The sequence below is a fragment of the Pseudomonas sp. B19(2017) genome, from assembly GCF_002113165.1.
GTDB lineage: Bacteria > Pseudomonadota > Gammaproteobacteria > Pseudomonadales > Pseudomonadaceae > Aquipseudomonas.
This window is the reverse complement of record NZ_NEJR01000001.1, coordinates 555,445-574,334: the sequence shown is the minus strand read 5'-3', so window position 1 is coordinate 574,334 and position 18,890 is coordinate 555,445. Positions and strand designations below refer to the sequence as shown.

Here is an 18,890-nt window from a genome sequence, read left to right as displayed (position 1 = left end):
AGGCTCTCATGAGCGCTGCAAACATGCCTGCCGGTTTTACCGATTACAAAGTCGCCGACATCTCCCTGGCCGCCTGGGGCCGTCGCGAAACCATCATCGCCGAATCGGAAATGCCTGCACTGATGGGCCTGCGTCGCAAGTACCTGGCCGAGCAACCGCTCAAGGGTGCGAAGATCCTGGGCTGCATCCACATGACCATCCAGACTGCCGTGCTGATCGAAACCCTGGTTGCCCTGGGTGCCGAAGTGCGCTGGTCGTCCTGCAACATCTTCTCCACCCAGGACCAGGCCGCCGCGTCCATCGCCGCCGCCGGTATCCCGGTGTTCGCCTGGAAAGGTGAAACCGAGGAAGAATACGAGTGGTGCCTGGAGCAGACCATCCTCAAGGATGGCCAGCCATGGGACGCCAACATGGTCCTCGACGACGGTGGCGACCTGACCGAACTGCTGCACAAGAAGTACCCGCAAGTGCTGGAGCGCGTGCACGGTGTGACCGAAGAAACCACCACCGGCGTGCACCGCCTGCTGGACATGCTGGCCAAGGGCGAACTGAAGGTCCCGGCGATCAACGTCAACGACTCGGTCACCAAGAGCAAGAACGACAACAAGTACGGCTGCCGTCACAGCCTGAACGACGCCATCAAGCGCGGTACCGACCACCTGCTGTCGGGCAAGCAGGCCCTGGTGATCGGTTACGGTGACGTGGGCAAGGGTTCGGCCCAGTCCCTGCGTCAGGAAGGCATGATCGTCAAGGTCACCGAAGTCGACCCGATCTGCGCCATGCAGGCTTGCATGGACGGTTTCGAAGTGGTTTCGCCGTTCATCGACGGTATCAACAATGGCACCGAAGCCAGCATCGACAAGGCCCTGCTGGGCAAGATCGACCTGATCGTGACCACCACCGGTAACGTCAACGTCTGCGACGCCAACATGCTCAAGGCGCTGAAGAAGCGTGCCGTAGTGTGCAACATCGGCCACTTCGACAACGAGATCGACACCGCCTTCATGCGCAAGAACTGGGCCTGGGAAGAGGTCAAGCCGCAGGTGCACAAGATCCACCGTACCGGCGCTGGCAGCTTCGACCCGCAGAACGACGACTACCTGATCCTGCTGGCCGAAGGCCGCCTGGTCAACCTGGGTAACGCCACTGGCCACCCAAGCCGCATCATGGATGGTTCGTTCGCCAACCAGGTACTGGCGCAGATCTTCCTGTTCGAGCAGAAATTCGCCGATTTGTCGCCTGAGAAGAAAGCCGAGCGCCTGACCGTTGAAGTTCTGCCGAAGAAGCTCGACGAAGAAGTGGCCCTGGAGATGGTCCGCGGCTTCGGCGGCGTGGTCACCCAGCTGACCAAGCAGCAGGCCGACTACATCGGCGTCACCGTCGAAGGCCCGTTCAAGCCACACGCCTACCGCTACTAAGCGGCCAGCTTGAAGCTTCAAGCGGCAATCAAAGGCAGACCGTGCCATTGCCGCTTGCAGCTCAAGCATCAAGGATCTTGAACGATGCCCAAGCCAGACCGGCCATAACCGATCTGGCTTTTACTTGCAGCCCGCTGCATGAAGCTTGCTGCTAGAGGAACGCCTGATGTCCCAGGAACGCCGTTACAGTTTCGAGTTCTTCCCGACCAAGACCGATGCCGGCCACGAAAAGCTGATGGGCGTCGCCCGCCAGTTGGCCGCTTACAACCCGGACTTCTTCTCTTGCACCTACGGTGCCGGTGGCTCGACCCGCGACCGCACGCTGAACACCGTGCTGCAGCTGGAAAGCGAAGTGAAGGTACCTGCCGCGCCGCACCTGTCGTGCGTAGGTGACACCAAGGCCGAACTGCGCACTCTGCTGGCCGAATACAAGGCCGCTGGCATCAAGCGCATCGTCGCCCTGCGTGGCGACCTGCCATCGGGCATGGGCATGGCCAGTGGCGAACTGCGCTACGCCAGCGACCTGGTCGAATTCATTCGCCAGGAAACCGCCGATCACTTCCACCTGGAAGTGGCCGCCTACCCGGAGATGCATCCCCAGGCCCGCAACTTCGAGGCTGACCTGGCCAACTTCGTGCACAAGGTCAAGGCCGGTGCCGACAGCGCCATCACCCAGTATTTCTTCAACGCCGACAGCTACTTCTACTTCGTCGAGCGCGCACAGAAACTGGGCGTGGATATCCCGGTGGTACCCGGCATCATGCCGATCACCAACTACAGCAAGCTGGCGCGCTTCTCCGATGCCTGTGGCGCCGAGATCCCGCGCTGGATCCGCAAGCAGCTGGAAGCCTATGCCGACGACACCGCCAGCATCCAGGCTTTCGGCGAAGAAGTGATCACTCGCATGTGCGAACAGCTGCTGCAAGGCGGCGCACCGGGCCTGCACTTCTACACCTTGAACCAGGCCGAGCCGAGCCTGGCGATCTGGAACAACCTGAAGCTGCCACGCTGAAATTTTTTGCAAAATCTGTTTAAGATTTGATTAAGGCTTTGGTCATAGACTAAAGCCTTATTCATTTTTTGGTTACACAGGTCTTGCCTGCCATGCAGCCCCCCCAGCCATCGCGTCCACAGCTCGTCTACCTGGCTTTTGGCCCGGCAACCTACCATCAGGAAGCCTGCTTCAGCATCGTCAGTGCGCTCGCCCACCTGGGCCCAGGCGAAGCCATGGACATCCAGGTGTACACCGACAACCCGCAGCCCTATGCCGGCCTTCCGGTCAGCGTACACCTGCTGGACGAAGCCACGCGCAAGGCATGGAACGCCCCCCACGGCTATCACTTTCGCAGCAAGCATGTGCTGTTGCGCCAGGTGCTGCAGCATCACCCGCTGGCAGTGCTGATCGACACCGACACCTTCTTCCGCAAGTCGCCGCTGGAGCTGTTCGCCCGGGTAGCCCCAGGCCGCCTGCTGTGCAATGCCATCGGCGCGCGCTACGGCAGCAACCAGAAGTGCCTGCTGTACAAGAACCTGCTGGCCATCCTCGAATCCCGGGGCCTGGCCGATTGCCAGATGCCCCTGGTCAACTCAGGGGTGATCGGCCTCACCGCCGAAGACGCCGGCACCCTGGACCGCTCTATCGCCTTGATGGACGAGTTCCACCCCCTGGCTCGCGAAGCCTATACCCTCGAGGAGTTCTGCCTGGCGGTGGCGGCCTACCGCACGCTGGAGTTGGCTGAATGCACCGATGTCATCCACCACTACTGGAGCCGCAAGGCGCAGTTCCGCGCCAAGATCCAGGCCTGGCTGCGCAAGCACGGCCACGACCTGCTGAGCCAGGCGGCGCAGGCCGACGTGCCGCTGGTCAATGACCAGCTACCACGGCCACCAGCCCTGCAACGCCTGGGTTACAAGGCGCTGAGCATGACCCTGCCCAGCCACGAACGCCAGTTCGCCCGCGAGCTGCTGTATGGCTGCTACCCCTATGCCAACGAGTTCGACCGCGCCTGCGCGCCGGCCTGGTGGGACAAGGCCCTGGAGAACCTCAATGCCCGCCATGGCCACATGGAGCCCGAGCAACTGCGCCAATGTCTGCGCCACCCGGGGTTGCGCCTGTCATTGGGTGAGCGGCGCAAGGATATCGAGGCGCATCTGCTGAGGTCTTCGCACAATTGATTGACCTGTGCCGGCCTCTTCGCGGGTAAACCCGCTCCCACAGGTACAGCGCAAGCCTGCCAGCCAGCAGAGAGCCTGTAGGAGCGGGTTTACCCGCGAAGAGGCCGGCACAGGCGAACATCCTCCCCACTGGCCTTGAAATGTCCGAGCGCGTAATCTCCGGCCATGCCACTCGTCGCCCGTCTGTTCTGGATCCTGTCGCTCGCCTGCCTGAGCCCGCTGGCCCTGGGCGAGCGCCTGCGCCTGGTAACCGACGACTGGGCACCCTATGTGTACCAGCGCGACGGCCAGCCGGCCGGCATCGACTATGAAGTCACCAGCCGGGTGTTCGAACGCCTTGGGTTCGAGGTGGAAGTGCAATTCCTGCCGTGGAAGCGCTGTCTGCTCATGATCGAACAAGGCCAGGCCGACGGCATCCTCGACATCTTCCAGGCCGACTCACGCCAGCCCTACCTGGTATATGCCGACGAACCCCTGTCGGAGGTCGAGTTCGTCCTGTTCCAGGCCCGCACACGTCGCCATGGCGTCAAGGGTCTGGATGACCTTGCCGGCCTCTCCGTCGGCACCTCGCCCGGCTACGCCTATGGTGCAGCGTTCAACGAGGCCGCACATTTCAGGCGTGAAGCCGCGCCCACCCATGAAGCCAACTTCGGCAAGCTGATGCTGGGCCGCATCGACCTGGCAATCACCGACCGCAGGGTCGGCCATTACCTGCTGCGGCATCTGGGCCTGCAACAGCAAATCGAGGAACTGCCGCTGGTGATCAGCCGCCAGGCGCAATACCTTGGGCTGGCACGCAAGCCCGGGCGAGAGGCGCTGGCCCAGGCCTTTGCCCTGGAACTGGGGCGCTTCAAGCAGGAACCCGCCTATAGAGCGATCAGCAACCGCTACACAGGCGACATCGGAAACATTCTCAACGCCGTTGAGCAGCAGGAAAGCAGCACAGCGCGTTAGCTCTGTTATACTCGGGCCTTCCCGCCCGGCTCACGCCCGGACGCTCGGCCTCGCAACAGGCATCCCGATCGGCATCGACGCGCCTTCGCGTCCACCCTCCGTTACCCGGATGCGCAGTGAAAGCCCAGCTGGACCGGACGCGATCGCATCCCACCGATGCCCGTCGCGCCAGGCAGAACATCCCAAACGGGCCCAGCCCACACGAGAACAGGATTGCCCATGTCCTTTGCTTCCCTCGGTCTCTCCGAGGCTCTTGTCCGCGCTATCGAGGCTGCGGGCTATACCCAGCCGACCCCCGTGCAACAGCGGGCGATTCCCGCCGTGTTGCAAGGCCGCGACCTGATGGTCGCCGCACAGACAGGTACTGGTAAAACCGGCGGTTTCGCCCTGCCGATCCTTGAGCGTCTGTTCCCGGCCGGCCACCCCGACAAGTCGCAGCGCCATGGCCCACGCCAACCCCGCGTACTGGTCCTGACCCCGACTCGCGAACTGGCAGCCCAGGTGCATGACAGCTTCAAGGTCTATGCCCGTGACCTGCCACTGGTCAGCGCCTGCATTTTCGGCGGGGTCGGCATGAACCCGCAGATCCAGGCCATTGCCAAAGGCGTGGACGTGCTGGTTGCCTGCCCTGGGCGCCTGCTCGATCTGGCCGGCCAAGGCAAGGTTGACCTGGCCCACGTGGAAATCCTGGTACTGGACGAAGCCGACCGCATGCTCGACATGGGCTTCATCCACGACGTCAAGAAGGTCCTTGCCCGCCTGCCGGCCAAGCGCCAGAACTTGTTGTTCTCGGCCACCTTCTCCAAGGACATCACCGACCTCGCCGACAAGCTCCTGCACAACCCGGAGCGTATCGAGGTCACCCCGCCGAACACTACCGTCGAGCGTATCGAGCAGCGTGTCTACCGCCTGCCGGCCAGCCACAAGCGCGCACTGCTGGCGCACCTCATCACCCAGGGCGCCTGGGAACAGGTGCTGGTGTTCACCCGCACCAAGCACGGCGCCAACCGCCTGGCCGAGTACCTGGAAAAGCACGGCCTGACCGCCGCCGCGATCCATGGCAACAAGAGCCAGAACGCCCGCACCAAGGCATTGGCCGACTTCAAGGCCAACAGCGTGCGCGTACTGGTCGCCACGGATATCGCCGCCCGTGGCCTGGACATCGACCAACTGCCACACGTGGTCAACTTCGAGCTGCCGAACGTCGAGGAAGACTACGTCCACCGTATCGGCCGTACCGGCCGCGCCGGGCGTTCGGGCGAGGCCATTTCCATGGTCGCGCCGGATGAAGAGAAGCTGCTCAAGAGCATCGAACGGGTGACCAGGCAGAAGATCCCGGACGGCGACCTGATGGGCTTCGACGCCAGCCAGGTAGAAGCCGAAAAGCCTGAAGTGCGTGAACGCCAGCAGAACAGTGGCCGTGGTGGCCGCAACCAGCAAGCTCGTGGCGAAGGCGGCAAAGACGCCAACGGCGGCCGCAAGGACAAGGGCAAGGATAAAGGCAAGACCAAGCAACAGGCTGCGGACAAGCCAGCCGACAAGGAAAAGAGCGGCGACAAGCAACAGCAGCAACGCAAGCCGCGTGACAAGAAACCGCGCCAGCAGCAACAGCAGGGCAGCAACAGCAGCGTGCCGAAAGTGCCTGCCGACCGTGACCCGGAAGAGTTCCTGGACGACGATATCGACAACTTTGGCAACCGTGCCGACTATGTCAGCCCGTACCAGGGCAAGAACCAGGGCCGCAACCGCCGCCCGGGTGGCAGTGCCGGCCAAGGTCAGGCTCAAGGTAGCGGCCAACGCAGCAACGCGGGTGGCCAGGGTCGCAATGCTGGCCAGCAGCGCAATGGCGGTGGCGGCAGCGAGAAACGCCCGGCCCGCGCCAACAACGGCGGCGGTGCCCGCCGTGATGGTGGTGGCCGTGGCCGCCCGGCCCGTGACGATGCTGCCCGGCAAGAGCCGGCAGTGCGCAACCCGCGCCAGCCGGAAAAACAGCCAGTGATCATCCGCAAGGAGTCCAAGCTCGACCGTTACCCGACGCCCGAGCAACTGGATGATCTGCCAAGCCGCCCACGCGGTGAGCGCCCGGCGCTGCTGACCCGCAAGGGCTGACAAAAAGCATGAGGGGGCCGCTTTGCGGCCCTTTCGCGACACAAGGCCGCTCCTACAGGTATTGCGCTGCAAGTGAAAACTGCGCAAAACCTGTAGGAGCGGCCTTGTGTCGCGAAAGGGCTGCGAAGCAGCCCCCTCGGTCTTTCAGCTAAGCCGAATTACTTCTGCTTCACACCTTCAACACTGATATCCAGGTCCAGGGTCTGCGAAGTAGCGCCCGGGCCTTTGATACCGAAGTCGTTCAGGTTCAGCGTGGTGGTGGCATTGAAGCCAGCGCGCTCGCCGCCCCATGGGTCTTTGCCTTCACCGTTGAAGGTCGCCTTGAAGGTGACCGGCTTGGTCACGCCGTGCAGGGTCAGGTCGCCCGTCACGTCAGCAGTCTTCTCGCCAGTCGACTTGACGCTGGTGGAGACAAACTTGGCTTCCGGGTACTTCTTCACGTCAAGGAAGTCGGCGCTGGCAATGTGCTTGTCACGCTCGGCGTGGTTCGACCACAGGCTGGCGGTTTTCAGGTCGACGCTGATCTTGCTGGCTTCAGGCTTGGCGCTGTCCCAAGTGAAATTGCCGTCGAAGTCCTTGAAGGTACCGTGAATGAAGCTGTAGCCCAGGTGGCTGATCTTCCAGTCAACGAACGCGTGCTGGCCTTCCTTGTCGATCTTGTACTCGGCAGCCATGGCCTGGCCGGCGGAGAGCAGAGCGGTACCGAGCGCCAGAGCGGCAAAAGTCTTTTTCAACATCCTTACTTCCTTCCTATGCAATTGAGGTTGAGAGTCAAGCTTTGCGGCCCAGCATGCGGGTCAGGGTCGCGTCACGGTCGATGAAATGGTGCTTGAGCGCTGCCAGGGCATGCAACACGGCAAAAATCACCAGGCCCCAGGCTAGCCAGAGATGAATCACGCCAGCCACGTCTGCCTGGTCGGGCAAGTCGCTGACCAGCGCCGGTACTTCGAACAGGCCGAACACCGGAATGCCGACGCCATCGGCGGTGGAAATCAGGTAACCGGCGATCATTACCGCGAACAGCCCCACGTACAGGGCCAGGTGGCCCAACTTGGCTGCCAGACGGGTAAGCGCGCCGTGATTGGCCGGTGCCGGGGGTGGCGGGCTGATGAAGCGCCAGACTACCCGCAGCAACATCACCGCCAGCAGCACCAGGCCGATGCTCTTGTGCAGGTCCGGGCCGGCCTTGCGCCAAGGGCTGTAGTAATCGAGGCCGACCATCCACAGGCCCAGGCCGAACAGGCCGAAGACTGCCAGCGCGACGCCCCAGTGCAGGACGATGCTGACCACGCCGTAGCGAGAAGGTGAATTGCGCAGTTGCATGTTGACGTGTTTCCCCGTGAAAGCTGTGCACAGACTAACGCGTAACGTATCGAAGAAAAGCGGAAAAAATTGCTTTGGATTATCGAGAAATCCGATATGTATTCTGTAAGCTTCCCATTAAGGAAACATTAACGATAGTCGGGCAATCAGTGGTTGCCAGTACCGGCCCTATCGCCGGCAAGCCAGCTCCCACAGGTCTTGCACAGGCCTTCGAACCTGTGATGATCCTGTGGGAGCTGGCTTGCCGGCGATAGGGCCAGCATAGTCAACAAATCAACCCGCTTTGGCCTGGGTGTTGGCCGCGGCTTTCCTGGCCGGCTCGGACTTGGCGGTAGCCTTCTTGGTCTGGGCAGGCTTTTGAGCTGGCTTGTGCGCAGGCGCATGCTTGGCCGGGGCTGCCTTGCTCGCCGCTGGCTTGGCAGCAGCTTCCTTGGCCACAGGCGCAACCGGGGCCGGTGCGGCTTGTGGAGCAGGCGCTGGCGCAGGTGCCGGCGCCACTTCCTCGGCCTTGGCAATCGGCTCGGCCTTCACTTCAGGCTTGTCCGCCCCGCCAAACAGGCGCTTGAAGAAGCCCGGCTTGTCCTGCTTGGCCTCATCGACCGCCTTCGGCTCAGCTTTGGCCGGGGCCTTGTCTGCCTTGTCGCTCTTGTCGGAGGAGCCACCGAACAGGTTGGAGAAGAACCCGCCCTTGCTCTCCTTGGCCGCCACTGCGCCTGCCGCTGCTGCCGCGGCAACCGGCGCGGCTTTGGCCGGGTCGAACGACTTGCCGGCCAGCAGGTCCTGCACTTGGCTGGCGGCGCGCTGGCCGCTGCGCAGAGCGCCTTCCAGGGTGCCCGGGTAGAGGGGGTCGGTATGCTCACCAGCAAAGGTGATGCGCTGCACCGGGCGTTCCCACAGGCGCCAGTATTTGCTGATCTGCCCCGGGCCATAGGCCAGGTAGGCCCCGCCGGTACCGGCGTCGGTGCTGTAGCGCTTGACCTCGTAGCCGGTGAACGAGCCACGGGCCTGTGGGTAGAATGCATGCAGACGGATCAGCACCTGATCGACCATCTGCTTGTCGCCGAATGCCTGCAGCAGACGGGCGTTGTCGCCGGACAGGTTGATCACCACGTTGGCGCCACCTTTGAGTGCTGGCTCGATCCACAGCATGCCCAAACCGGCGTTACTGAAGATTTCGCCAGACATGCGCGCGCGGCTTTCCCAAACAGGCTTCTTGAACTTGAGCATCAGCTGGTCGCGCCAGCCATAGTTGGTGCCCTTCAACGCCGCCAGGTGCTGGCTGTCCAGGCCCGGGGTCATCTGAATCTTGGCCAGGGCGCGCAAGGGCACGGCCATGACCAGGTAATCCGCCTGGTAGCCGACGCTGCCGACCTTGACCGTGACACCGTCCTTGTCCTGGACGATGGCGGTCACCGGCGAACTGGTCTTTATGGTCTTCAGTTGCTTGACGAAGGCCTGGGCCAGTACCGGGCTGCCGCCGGGAAGGCGCGCGGCACGCAGGTCACGGTCGCTGACGCCACGATACACGCGGTTCTGCTGGGCAAAGTACAACAGCGACAGGCGCGATGGCTCATCGTAGCGGGTACGGATCTGCTGGTTGACCAGCTGGCGGGCGGTGGACGGCAGTTGCAGTTTGTCCAGCCAGGTGGAGACGTTGATCTGGTCGAGGGCAAACAGCGTGCTGTTGGCTTGCGGGTTCAGCGGGTCGTCGATCGAACGGGCCAGGTCGTCGAGGGTTTTCTCGTAACGCTTGAGTGCCTCGGCGGTGGCCGGCTGCTTGGTGGCCAGGTCGGTGGCGCTGAAATACTCGCCGTCGATCAGGTAACCGGGGGTACGCACGAACTCCGGTGCCGGCAGTGTTTCAAGTTTGAAACGGTCGAGGTACTGGTTGAGCACCGGCTGCGCCTTGGCGTTGCCGATCCACTCGCTGGTGGCCAGGCCCGAGCGCCCGCCCATGCCCGGTTTGGCTTCAAGCAGCGTCACCTGCCAGCCTTTGTTCTGCAGCTCGTAGGCGGCCGTCAGGCCCGCCAGGCCACCACCCACGACGATTGCCGAAGGCGTCTTGTCCTTTGCCAGCGCAGCGCCGCTGGACACACCAATCAATACCAACGCGCACAGGCGCACCCAAGCAGCAGCCATGTCGGCGAACTCCGAGTCAGGGGTTACAGAAACGGGGAGAGGCAGGAATGCCCCGGGAGAGATGCGTTAAGAATACGTCAGCTCCGCCGGCCCTGCCAGCGCAGTGACATCAAGTCCTTTTGGCCACTGACATTTTTGCCTGCGGCCCTGCCACAAGTTGGCAAGCGCAGCTGGCAAGCCGATCGACAGCAGCGGTTGTTCTGCCCTGCGGCATTGCTTAGGCTTACGCGGTCGAACCACGCCGCAAAGCCAGGAGAAGTGCCCATGGGCCTCAATGATCAGTGGATGCAACGCGACCTCAAGGTCCTGTGGCACCCCTGCACCCAGATGAAAGACCACGAGCAGCTGCCGCTGATCCCGATCAGGCGCGGCGAAGGCGTGTGGCTGGAAGACTTCGAAGGAAAACGTTACCTGGATGCGGTGAGCAGCTGGTGGGTCAACGTGTTTGGCCACGCCAACCCGCGTATCAACCAGCGCATCAAGGACCAGGTCGACCAGCTGGAGCACGTTATCCTGGCCGGTTTCAGCCACCAGCCGGTGATCGAGCTGTCCGAGCGCCTTGTAGCCATGACCCCGGCCGGCCTCGACCGGGTGTTCTATGCCGACAACGGTTCGTCGTGCATCGAAGTGGCGCTGAAGATGAGCTTCCACTACTGGCAGAACGTCGGCAAACCGGGCAAGAAGCGCTTCGTCACCCTGACCAACAGCTACCACGGCGAAACCATCGCCGCCATGTCTGTCGGCGATGTGCCGCTGTTCACCGAAACCTACAAGGCGCTGCTGCTCGACACCCTGAAGGTGCCCAGCCCCGACTGCTACCTGCGCCCGGAAGGCATGAGCTGGGAAGAGCACTCGCGCACGATGTTCCAGGCCATGGAACAGACTTTGGCCGAGCACCACGCCTCGATCAGTGCGGTGATCGTCGAGCCGCTGATCCAGGGTGCCGGCGGCATGCGCATGTACCACCCGGTGTACCTCAAGCTGCTGCGCGAGGCCTGCGACCGCTACGACGTGCACCTGATCCACGACGAAATCGCCGTGGGCTTCGGCCGCACCGGCACGATGTTCGCTTGTGAACAGGCCGGCATCCGCCCGGACTTCCTGTGCCTGTCCAAGGCCCTGACCGGCGGTTACCTGCCGCTGGCCGCCTGCCTGACCACCGACAAGGTGTACCAGGCGTTCTACGACGACTACCCGACCCTGCGCGCATTCCTCCACTCGCACAGCTACACCGGCAACCCGCTGGCCTGCGCCGCGGCGCTGGCAACACTGGACATCTTCGAGCAGGACAAGGTGATCGAAGCCAACAAGGCCCTGGCCACACGCATGGCCAGTGCCACCGCGCACCTGGCCGACCACGCACATGTCGCCGAGATTCGCCAGACCGGCATGGCCCTGGCCATCGAGATGGTCCAGGACAAGGCCGGCAAGGTCGCCTACCCATGGCAGGAGCGCCGTGGCCTGAAAGTGTTCGAGCACGCCCTGACCCGTGGCGCCCTGCTGCGCCCGCTGGGAAGCGTGGTGTATTTCCTGCCACCGTATGTGATTACGCCAGAGCAGATCGACTTCCTCGCCGAGGTTGCCAGCGAAGGCATCGACATTGCCACCCGCGATAGCGTGAGCGTGGCCGTACCGGCCAACTTCCACCCCGACTTCCGTGACCCGGGCTAAGCCCGGACAGATAGCCATACCACTTTCCCTGTGGGAGCGGGCGTGCCCGCGAAGCAGGCACCGCGGTGCCTGGCAAGGGCTCCGCCCTTGTTCGCGGGCATGCCCGCTCCCACAGGGGATCTGCGTCTCTCTTCTACCGAGCAAACCCATGAGACTGTCCCGCTTTTTCATCGACGCCCCCCTGAGCCTTGGCGAGCACGACCTGCCCGAAGCCCAGGCCCACTACATCGGCCGCGTGCTGCGCATGGCTCCCGGCGACGCCGTGCAGCTGTTCGACGGCAGTGGCCAGGAATACCGCGGCCAGTTGCTCGAAGTGGGCAAGAAAACCGTCCGCGTCAGCCTCGACCAGGCTCTTGCCGGCCAGGCCGACTCCCCCCTGCATGTCCACCTCGGCCAAGGTCTGTCCCGTGGTGAACGCATGGACTGGGCGATCCAGAAGGCCACCGAGTTGGGCGCAAACGAAATTACCCCGATCGTCAGCGAACGCTGCGAGGTGCGGCTGAAGGACGAACGCGCCGACAAGCGCCTGGCGCACTGGCGGCAGGTGGCGATTAGTGCCTGCGAACAATGCGGCCGCTCGACCTTGCCGGTCATCCACCCACCCGTCACCCTGGCCGAATGGATGAACAGCGCCAAGGCCGACCTGAAACTGGTCCTGCACCCGGTGGCCGAACCGCTCAGCAGCCATGCCAAGCCTGCCACCCTGGCCTTTCTGATCGGCCCCGAAGGCGGCCTGAGCGAGGCGGAGGTCGACCAGGCCAAGGCTGCCGGTTTCCACGCAGCACGCCTGGGCCCACGCGTGCTGCGCACCGAAACCGCACCGGTGGTGGCACTGTCGGTGGCACAGCAACTGTGGGGCGACTTTTGACTAGCGCACGTAGAACGACACCGCCACGAAGTGCATGAGGCTGCCGGCGATCACGAACAGGTGCCAGATGCCATGCCAGTGGCGGAAGCGGCTGTCGAAAGCGAAGAAGATGATGCCGACGGTGTAGAACACCCCGCCGGCGGCCAGCCAGGCAAAGCCGGCGCTGCCAAGGGAGTGCAGCAATGGCTTGACCGCCACCAGCACGATCCAGCCCATCACCGCATAGATGATGATCGACAAAATGCGCGCCTCGGAGCGTGGCTTGATCTCCTGCAGCATGCCGATCACTGCCAGCCCCCAGACCACCCCGAACAGGCTCCAGCCCCAGGGGCCGCGCAGGCTGACCAGGCAGAACGGCGTGTAGCTGCCGGCGATCAGCAGGTAGATCGACAGGTGATCGAGCTTGCGCATGATCACCTTCGCCCGCCCGCGAGTGCTGTGGTACAGGGTAGAAATGCTGTACAGCAACAGCAAGGTGCTGCCGTAGATGGAGAAACTGACGATCTTCCACGGGTCGCCCTGCAGGCCCGCGACCACGATCAGCCAGATGGCACCGATACAGGCCAGGACGGCACCGACCAGGTGGGTCCAGGCATTGAAGCGTTCACCGTAGTACATGCAAACACAGACCTCCTGAGGTGGGCTGGGTTCCTGCGTCCTTCTGCTACGGCCTCTTCGCGGGTAAACCCGCTCCCACAGGTACGACACCGCCCTCAGGCTTTTTGGGATCCCTGTGGGAGCGGGTTCACCCGCGAAGAGGCCCTGTGCCTTACATCCTAACCAAAGTCAGGTTGCAGTTCCGCGTCACGCACCAGCCGTTCCAGCCCGACCAGGTCCGGCACCCGCGCCACCTGTTCGCCCACCTGCACCGCCGCCAGCTCCAGCCGCCCCAACGCCACATCCACGTAGTTCAGCTGGCTGTCGAGCTTGCACGAGCGCGGAATGTCTTGCAGCAACAGCGCCAGGTAACGCAGCCCGGTATCGCCCAAGGCATTGAGCACCACCACGCGCGCCCGCTCACCACAGGGCGTCTCGCCTCCGCACGCAGCCTCGAAGCCGATCAGCGGCAGGCGCTGCTGGCGCCAGTCGATCCAGCCCAGGTGCCAGGCCGGCTCGCCGCGCTGGCACACCAGGTTGCGCTGGCCACTCAGTTCGGCCACCGCCACGTTTGGCAACACCAGGGTACGGTCGCCCAACGGCAGCAAAAGCCCGGTCAGGCTGCTGCGCTGGCCGGCGATCAGTTCAAGCATGGGTCTGGCTCCAGTGGGCAATGCTCTGCAACAGGACCGATTCCTGGTACGGCTTGCCCAGGTATTCGTTGACACCGATGGCCATTGCACGGTCGCGATGCTTCTGCCCGGTGCGCGAGGTGATCATGATGATCGGCAAGTCTTTCAGCCGCTCGTCACGGCGAATGCGTGTGGCCACCTCGAAACCGTCCATGCGTGGCATCTCGATGTCCAGCAACAACACATCGGGCCGGTGTTCTTCCAGCAGGGCCATGGCGTCGACCCCGTCCTTGGCCGTCAGCACGCTCATGCCATGACGCTCCAGCAGGCGGCTGGTGACCTTGCGCACGGTCACCGAGTCGTCCACCACCATTACCAGCAGCGCCCGCCGTGGCGCCGGGCCGAACACCTGGCGCTGGGCACCGCTGCCACCCGGCAGGCGCGCCAGGCGCCGCTGCTGGCCACGCAACTGGCCCAGCAGGTCGAGAATCAACACCACCCGACCATCGCCCAGCAGCGTCGCCCCCGACAACCCGGCAACCGCGGCAAACTGCGGCCCCAGGCTCTTCACCACGATCTCGCGGCTGGGCGACAGGCTGTCGGCCTGGATAGCGAATGACTGCTCCTGGGAATGTACCAGCAGCACCGGTAGCGGCACGCTCTGCCCGAGCAATGCCGGGCGTGGCATGCCCTGCAGCAGCTCACCCAGGTAGCGCAGCTCGTACTCGTGGCCGGCGTACACATAACGCGGGGCGTCCAGCTGGTAACACGCGGCCAGTTCGGCCGGCGGCACACGGACGATGCCCTCGATGGTGTTCAGCGGAATGGCGTACTGTTCTTCGCCCAGGTGCACCATCAGGGCACGGTTGACCGACACGGTGAATGGCAGGCGGATCAGGAAGCGCGCGCCCTTGCCCTGGGCCGACTCGATACTCATCGAGCCGCCTAGTTGCTTGACCTCTTCGTGGACCACGTCCATGCCCAGGCCCCGCCCGGAAATCTGGGTGATCTTCTCGGCAGTGGAAAAGCCCGGGCGCAGGATGAACTGGAGGATCTCGTGATCGCTCAATTGCGCCTGCGGGTCCAGCAGGCCGCGCTTGATGGCCTTGCGGCGTACCGCTTCCAGTGGTACGCCGGCACCGTCGTCGGTCATTTCGATAACGATGTCCGCGCCTTCATGCAGCAAGTTCAGGTGAATGGTGCCCTGCTCCGGCTTGCCGGCGGCCAGGCGCGCTTCGCGGCTTTCAAGGCCATGGTCGACGGCGTTGCGCAGCATGTGTTCCAGCGGCGCCACCATGCGTTCGAGCACGCTGCGGTCCAGCTCGCCCTCGGCGTTGCCGACCACCAGTTCCACTTGCTTGCCCAGCTCGCTGGCCACCTGCCGCACCACACGCTGCAAGCGCGGTACCAGGCGCTCGAAAGGCACCATCAAAGTGGCGGTCAGGCCTTCCTGCAACTGGCTGTTAACCCGCGCCTGCTGTTGCAGCAGGCTATAGGCCTCCTGGGCGCGCTGGGCCAGGGTCTCCTTGAGGTCGAGCAAGTCCGAGGCGGACTCGAACAGGGCCCGCGACAGCTGCTGCAGCTGCGAATGGCGGTCCATTTCCAGCGGGTCGAAGTCGTCATAGGCATCGCCTTCGAATTGCTGCCGGCTGGAGATCCGCCCTTGGGTTTCAATGTCCAGGCGCAGCAACTGGTCGCGCATGCGCTCAAGGGTGGTTTCCATCTCGTTGAGGGTGAACTGCGCATCGTTGACCTGCTGCTCGATACGTCCGCGGATGACCGAGTGCTCGCCGGCCAGGTTGCCCAGGTCGTCGAGCAACTCGGCATCGACCTTGACCATGTCGCCTGGCGCCCGCTCCGGTGCTGCCGCCGGCACCTCGCTGGTGGCGGCGCCAACCGGCCCCTGGCCCGCGGCGCTGTCGGTCAGCGCCGCACTGCTGAAGTTGCGAATGTAATCGATCAGCGCCGTGGCAGCATGCAGCGGCTGGCCCAGGCGCACGGCATCGAGCATGTGCGCCAGGCGGTCGTGGCAGTTCTGCAGCAGGGCGAACAATGGCGCGCTCGGCGGCAGGCGGCCAGCGGCCAGCAGCTCGTAGAGAAACTCCAGTTCGTGGGCCAGGTCGCCGATCGGCGCAATTTCGACCATGCGCGCCACACCCTTGAGGGTGTGCAGGTCGCGCATCAGGTTGTCCACTTCGACGCTGCTGCGTGGGTCGGCCTGCCAACGCGCCAGGGCTGCGGCAGCGCTCTCGACGATGTCCGAACTTTCTTCGAGAAACACTTCCAGCAGCTCTTCGCCAGGGCTTTCCGGCTCTTCGACCAGCGGCTCGGCCACAGCCGGCAGCAAGGGGGTGTGCGCCGGCCCCAGGCCAAGGGTATCGGCCAGGTCCATGTCCGGGTGCAGCGGCGTGACCGCGTCGATGCCCACCAGGCCAGTGGCCTCCGGAGCCAAGGCCTGGCTTAGTAGCTCACGCAGGCTGTCGACCAGCTCCGGCCTTGGCGGGATATCCTGCCCGGCCGCCACTTCGTCCAGCATGTCCAGCAGGGCCTCATGGGCCCGCTGCGCCTGGGCGAAGAAGCGCGCATCGGCGGGCAGGCTGCCCTCCTCCACGGCGCCATACAGGTCGAGCAAGGCTTCGCACACCTCATCCATCTGCCACAAGTCGGCCAGGTGCGCGGCGTGGCCCAGGGTGGTCAGTTCGTCGAGCAGAGTGTCCAGCGCATCGCGCTGGCCAGGCTGTTCCTGCCAGCGCGACAGCAACGACTCGGCATTCAGCAGGATATCCATGGCCTGGGCCAGAAAACTGGCAATCAATTGCGGGTCGCGCTTGCCGCGCCGCGCATGCTGCGGGTCGTCATGCAAGCTGGCCAGGTGCCCGTCCACCGCCTGGCCGACCTGTTCGATCAGCTCCGCCGCGCCGGGGATGGCCGCCAGCGGCGTGCTGTCGAGTTGCGCCAGGCCCAGGTGGAACAGCGAGCGCGCCGCTTCCAGCCATTCGATCTCGGCCATTTGCAGGGGCAATTGGTGGCCCTTGTATTCACGTGCCAGGCGGTCGAAGGCGGTAGCCAGTTCGGCGACAGGCATCACCCCGGCCATGGCGGCACTGCCCTTGAGCGTGTGCAGGGCACGCTGCAGGCCATCGCTGACTGACGTGTCGTGGCCGTCGGCGCTCTGCAGGAAAGCATCCAGGCTGGCCAGGTGGCCCTGCGCCTCACTGCGGAAAATGGCGAGCAGCTGTGGGTCGAGGCCATCGATGTCGGTCGCCACCGGGGCATCGTTTTCGGCCAGGGCGTGCAGGTGCCCGGCCAGTCGCTCGATGTCCGTCAGTTGCGGCAACTGGCCGGCGGCAAAGTCGGCCAGCAGGTCGGGCAGGTGGACAAACACCTGCTGCAACGCCACTACCCCTTCCGGGCTGAGCACGCTGCGGCCTTCGAGTACCCGGTTCAGCAGGTGCTCGGCGCCCCAGGCCAGCTCGGCCACCGCCTCGGCATGCACCATGCGGCCGCTGCCCTTGAGCGTATGCAAGGCGCGGCGCACTTCACCCAGTGCCTCGCGCAGCTGGTTGTCGGCCCGCCAGCGCAGCCAGTGGCGCTCGATTTCCGGCAGCAGTTCACCGGCCTCGTCGAGAAATACTTCGCGCAACTCGTCATCGATGCCATCTGTGCTGCCACCGTGGCCGGCAGCGGCCTCGACCTGCGCGCAGTGCACGCCCAGCGTCGCCAGGCTGGCGCGCGCCATGTCGATGAACGGCTGGCCGTCCGCCAACGGGTCCGCCACCCGCCATTGCAGGTAGCATTCGGCGGCGCTCAGGGCCTCGGCCAGGTGCTTCAGTTCGTCGGCTGGCGGTTCTACCTCCAGGTGCTGCAGCCAGCGCTGCACATAGCTGGCGCAACCGGCAAACAGCTCGGCCACGCCCGGCAGCATCAACATCGCCAGCGCTCCGCGAATCTGCTGCAACAACCCTGGCAAGGGTTGCAGGCGTTGCCGCGGCCAGCCGGACTCCAGGCAATCGCCGATCAGGTCCTTGGCCTGCTGCAGCACGTTCAGCGACTCGTTCAACACCAGTTGGCGGATCTCGACCAGGTCCGAGCCAGGCAGGCCGCCCTGGCCGTTTTCCTCCAGCGGGCCGACCATGCCATTGAGCGTGGCCTCCACGTACAGCAGGGCCCCCGCGACATCCATCAACACCGCGTCGTCCACCACCCGCTCGCCCTGGGCCAGAGCCTGCAGCGCCAGCACCTGGTCGATGATCACCCGGCGTGGCTGCTGGAAGCCCAGCACTGCCAGGGTATCGGCCACGTGGCGCAGGGGTGCCAGCAAGGCATCGAGCTGCTCGCTGTGCTGGCGGTCACCGCGCACGAACTGGTCCAGGCGCTCCTTGATGCGCATCAGGTCATCGCAAAGCGCGGTCACCACCGAACGCAAGGCATCGCGGCCCGGGCCGGCCTGCAACTGCTCGCGCCAGTTGCCCAGCGACAGGTCGAGATTGGCCAGGTCATCGGCACCGGCAAAGCGTTGCGTGGCGCCGCTGATCAGGCTGGCCTGGGCCAATGGCTCCTCCCCCCGGCAGGCACGCAGCTGGTTGAGCAGTGGCAGCATCACCAGTGGCAGGTCGTGGCGGGCGCCGCGCAAGCGCTCCAGGTACGACGGCAGTTGCTCCAGGCCGCGGAACAACGCGCCCAGGCAATCACCGCGGGGGCTGACCTGGCCATCGGCCAGGGCTTTGGCGAACAGCTCCAGCTCTTCGGCCAGGCGCGTGGCGCCGCGCAGTTCGAGCATGCGCAGGCAGCCGTGCACCTGATGCAGGTTGTCGACCACGAATGCCAGCATCGACAAGTCGCCAGGCTCGCCGGCAAAGCGCTCCAGCGCCTGGCGCGCCTGGCCCAGGCAGTCGAGGATGGCGGCCTTGGTCCAGGCCAGCGCCACCGTGTCGTGGCGCTCGGGGCTTACTGCGGCTACAGCCATGGGCACTCCTCGGCGCGGCTCTTCAGTCGAGCTCATCG

13 protein-coding genes are annotated in these 18,890 nt (G+C 64.5%); 7 read left to right on the top strand and 6 right to left on the bottom strand.

Going from position 1 to position 18,890, the window contains the following annotated elements; all coding sequences use genetic code 11:
- The first annotated feature begins 8 nt into the window (after positions 1-8).
- From ahcY to CAF70_RS02650, 5 genes are all read left to right on the top strand, one after another.
- Positions 9-1,418 (top strand): adenosylhomocysteinase, encoded by a 1,410-nt coding sequence (gene ahcY, locus CAF70_RS02670; protein WP_085621760.1) that lies wholly within the window; start codon positions 9-11, stop codon positions 1,416-1,418.
- 166 nt (positions 1,419-1,584) lie between these two features.
- Positions 1,585-2,430: a methylenetetrahydrofolate reductase [NAD(P)H] gene (gene metF, locus CAF70_RS02665; protein ID WP_085621759.1), complete on the top strand. Its 846-nt coding sequence runs from the start codon at positions 1,585-1,587 to the stop codon at positions 2,428-2,430.
- A 92-nt stretch (positions 2,431-2,522) separates the two neighbouring features.
- Complete coding sequence (locus CAF70_RS02660) at positions 2,523-3,593, top strand: hypothetical protein (protein ID WP_085621758.1); 1,071 nt, start codon at positions 2,523-2,525, stop codon at positions 3,591-3,593.
- 165 nt (positions 3,594-3,758) lie between these two features.
- Entirely contained in the window at positions 3,759-4,547 is a 789-nt protein-coding gene (locus tag CAF70_RS02655; RefSeq protein ID WP_085621757.1) for an ABC transporter substrate-binding protein, read from the top strand.
- A gap of 219 nt (positions 4,548-4,766) precedes the next feature.
- Complete coding sequence (locus CAF70_RS02650; protein WP_085621756.1) at positions 4,767-6,656, top strand: DEAD/DEAH box helicase; 1,890 nt, start codon at positions 4,767-4,769, stop codon at positions 6,654-6,656.
- 158 nt (positions 6,657-6,814) lie between these two features.
- Here the strand turns inward: CAF70_RS02650 and CAF70_RS02645 are convergent, their stop codons facing one another.
- The 3 genes from CAF70_RS02645 to CAF70_RS02635 all read right to left on the bottom strand — a co-directional run bounded on the left by CAF70_RS02645 (position 6,815) and on the right by CAF70_RS02635 (position 10,118).
- Entirely contained in the window at positions 6,815-7,393 is a 579-nt protein-coding gene (locus CAF70_RS02645; RefSeq protein WP_085621755.1) for a YceI family protein, read from the bottom strand.
- A gap of 34 nt (positions 7,394-7,427) precedes the next feature.
- The gene (locus tag CAF70_RS02640; RefSeq protein WP_085621754.1) at positions 7,428-7,979 is read right to left on the bottom strand and encodes a cytochrome b; all 552 of its coding nucleotides are present in this window, start codon (positions 7,977-7,979) and stop codon (positions 7,428-7,430) included.
- 273 nt (positions 7,980-8,252) lie between these two features.
- Positions 8,253-10,118, bottom strand: a complete 1,866-nt coding sequence (locus CAF70_RS02635) for a flavin monoamine oxidase family protein (RefSeq protein WP_085621753.1) — start codon at positions 10,116-10,118, stop codon at positions 8,253-8,255.
- Positions 10,119-10,382: 264 nt separating this feature from the next.
- On the opposite strand from CAF70_RS02635, the gene CAF70_RS02630 reads away from it, so the two are divergent.
- Both CAF70_RS02630 and CAF70_RS02625 read left to right on the top strand, forming a co-directional pair.
- Positions 10,383-11,789 carry an adenosylmethionine--8-amino-7-oxononanoate transaminase gene (locus CAF70_RS02630; RefSeq protein ID WP_085621752.1) on the top strand — a complete coding sequence of 469 codons (1,407 nt, stop codon included), beginning with the start codon at positions 10,383-10,385 and terminating at the stop codon, positions 11,787-11,789.
- A 148-nt stretch (positions 11,790-11,937) separates the two neighbouring features.
- Positions 11,938-12,657 (top strand): 16S rRNA (uracil(1498)-N(3))-methyltransferase, encoded by a 720-nt coding sequence (locus CAF70_RS02625; RefSeq protein WP_085621751.1) that lies wholly within the window; start codon positions 11,938-11,940, stop codon positions 12,655-12,657.
- Here the strand turns inward: CAF70_RS02625 and CAF70_RS02620 are convergent, their stop codons facing one another.
- From CAF70_RS02620 to CAF70_RS02605, 3 genes are all read right to left on the bottom strand, one after another.
- On the bottom strand, positions 12,658-13,275 hold the full coding sequence (locus CAF70_RS02620) for a hemolysin III family protein (protein WP_013974522.1): 618 nt from the start codon (positions 13,273-13,275) through the stop codon (positions 12,658-12,660). It abuts the gene before it with no gap.
- 158 nt (positions 13,276-13,433) lie between these two features.
- Complete coding sequence (locus CAF70_RS02610; protein WP_046613432.1) at positions 13,434-13,907, bottom strand: chemotaxis protein CheW; 474 nt, start codon at positions 13,905-13,907, stop codon at positions 13,434-13,436.
- Entirely contained in the window at positions 13,900-18,852 is a 4,953-nt protein-coding gene (locus tag CAF70_RS02605) for an Hpt domain-containing protein (protein WP_085621749.1), read from the bottom strand. The genes CAF70_RS02610 and CAF70_RS02605 overlap by 8 nt, the downstream gene beginning before the upstream one ends.
- Positions 18,853-18,890 lie beyond the last annotated feature (38 nt).

Excerpts from the sequence above, each read along its gene's own strand:
- CAF70_RS02660 (WP_085621758.1), top strand. The coding sequence starts at position 2,523 with ATGCAGCCCCCCCAGCCATCGCGTCCACAGCTCGTCTACCTGGCTTTT.
- CAF70_RS02650 (WP_085621756.1), top strand. The coding sequence starts at position 4,767 with ATGTCCTTTGCTTCCCTCGGTCTCTCCGAGGCTCTTGTCCGCGCTATC.
- CAF70_RS02645 (WP_085621755.1), bottom strand. The coding sequence starts at position 7,393 with ATGTTGAAAAAGACTTTTGCCGCTCTGGCGCTCGGTACCGCTCTGCTC.
- CAF70_RS02625 (WP_085621751.1), top strand. The coding sequence starts at position 11,938 with ATGAGACTGTCCCGCTTTTTCATCGACGCCCCCCTGAGCCTTGGCGAG.
- CAF70_RS02610 (WP_046613432.1), bottom strand. The coding sequence starts at position 13,907 with ATGCTTGAACTGATCGCCGGCCAGCGCAGCAGCCTGACCGGGCTTTTG.
- CAF70_RS02605 (WP_085621749.1), bottom strand. The coding sequence starts at position 18,852 with ATGGCTGTAGCCGCAGTAAGCCCCGAGCGCCACGACACGGTGGCGCTG.
- CAF70_RS02630 (WP_085621752.1), top strand. The coding sequence starts at position 10,383 with ATGGGCCTCAATGATCAGTGGATGCAACGCGACCTCAAGGTCCTGTGG.
- metF (WP_085621759.1), top strand. The coding sequence starts at position 1,585 with ATGTCCCAGGAACGCCGTTACAGTTTCGAGTTCTTCCCGACCAAGACC.
- CAF70_RS02635 (WP_085621753.1), bottom strand. The coding sequence starts at position 10,118 with ATGGCTGCTGCTTGGGTGCGCCTGTGCGCGTTGGTATTGATTGGTGTG.
- CAF70_RS02620 (WP_013974522.1), bottom strand. The coding sequence starts at position 13,275 with ATGTACTACGGTGAACGCTTCAATGCCTGGACCCACCTGGTCGGTGCC.
- CAF70_RS02640 (WP_085621754.1), bottom strand. The coding sequence starts at position 7,979 with ATGCAACTGCGCAATTCACCTTCTCGCTACGGCGTGGTCAGCATCGTC.
- ahcY (WP_085621760.1), top strand. The coding sequence starts at position 9 with ATGAGCGCTGCAAACATGCCTGCCGGTTTTACCGATTACAAAGTCGCC.
- CAF70_RS02655 (WP_085621757.1), top strand. The coding sequence starts at position 3,759 with ATGCCACTCGTCGCCCGTCTGTTCTGGATCCTGTCGCTCGCCTGCCTG.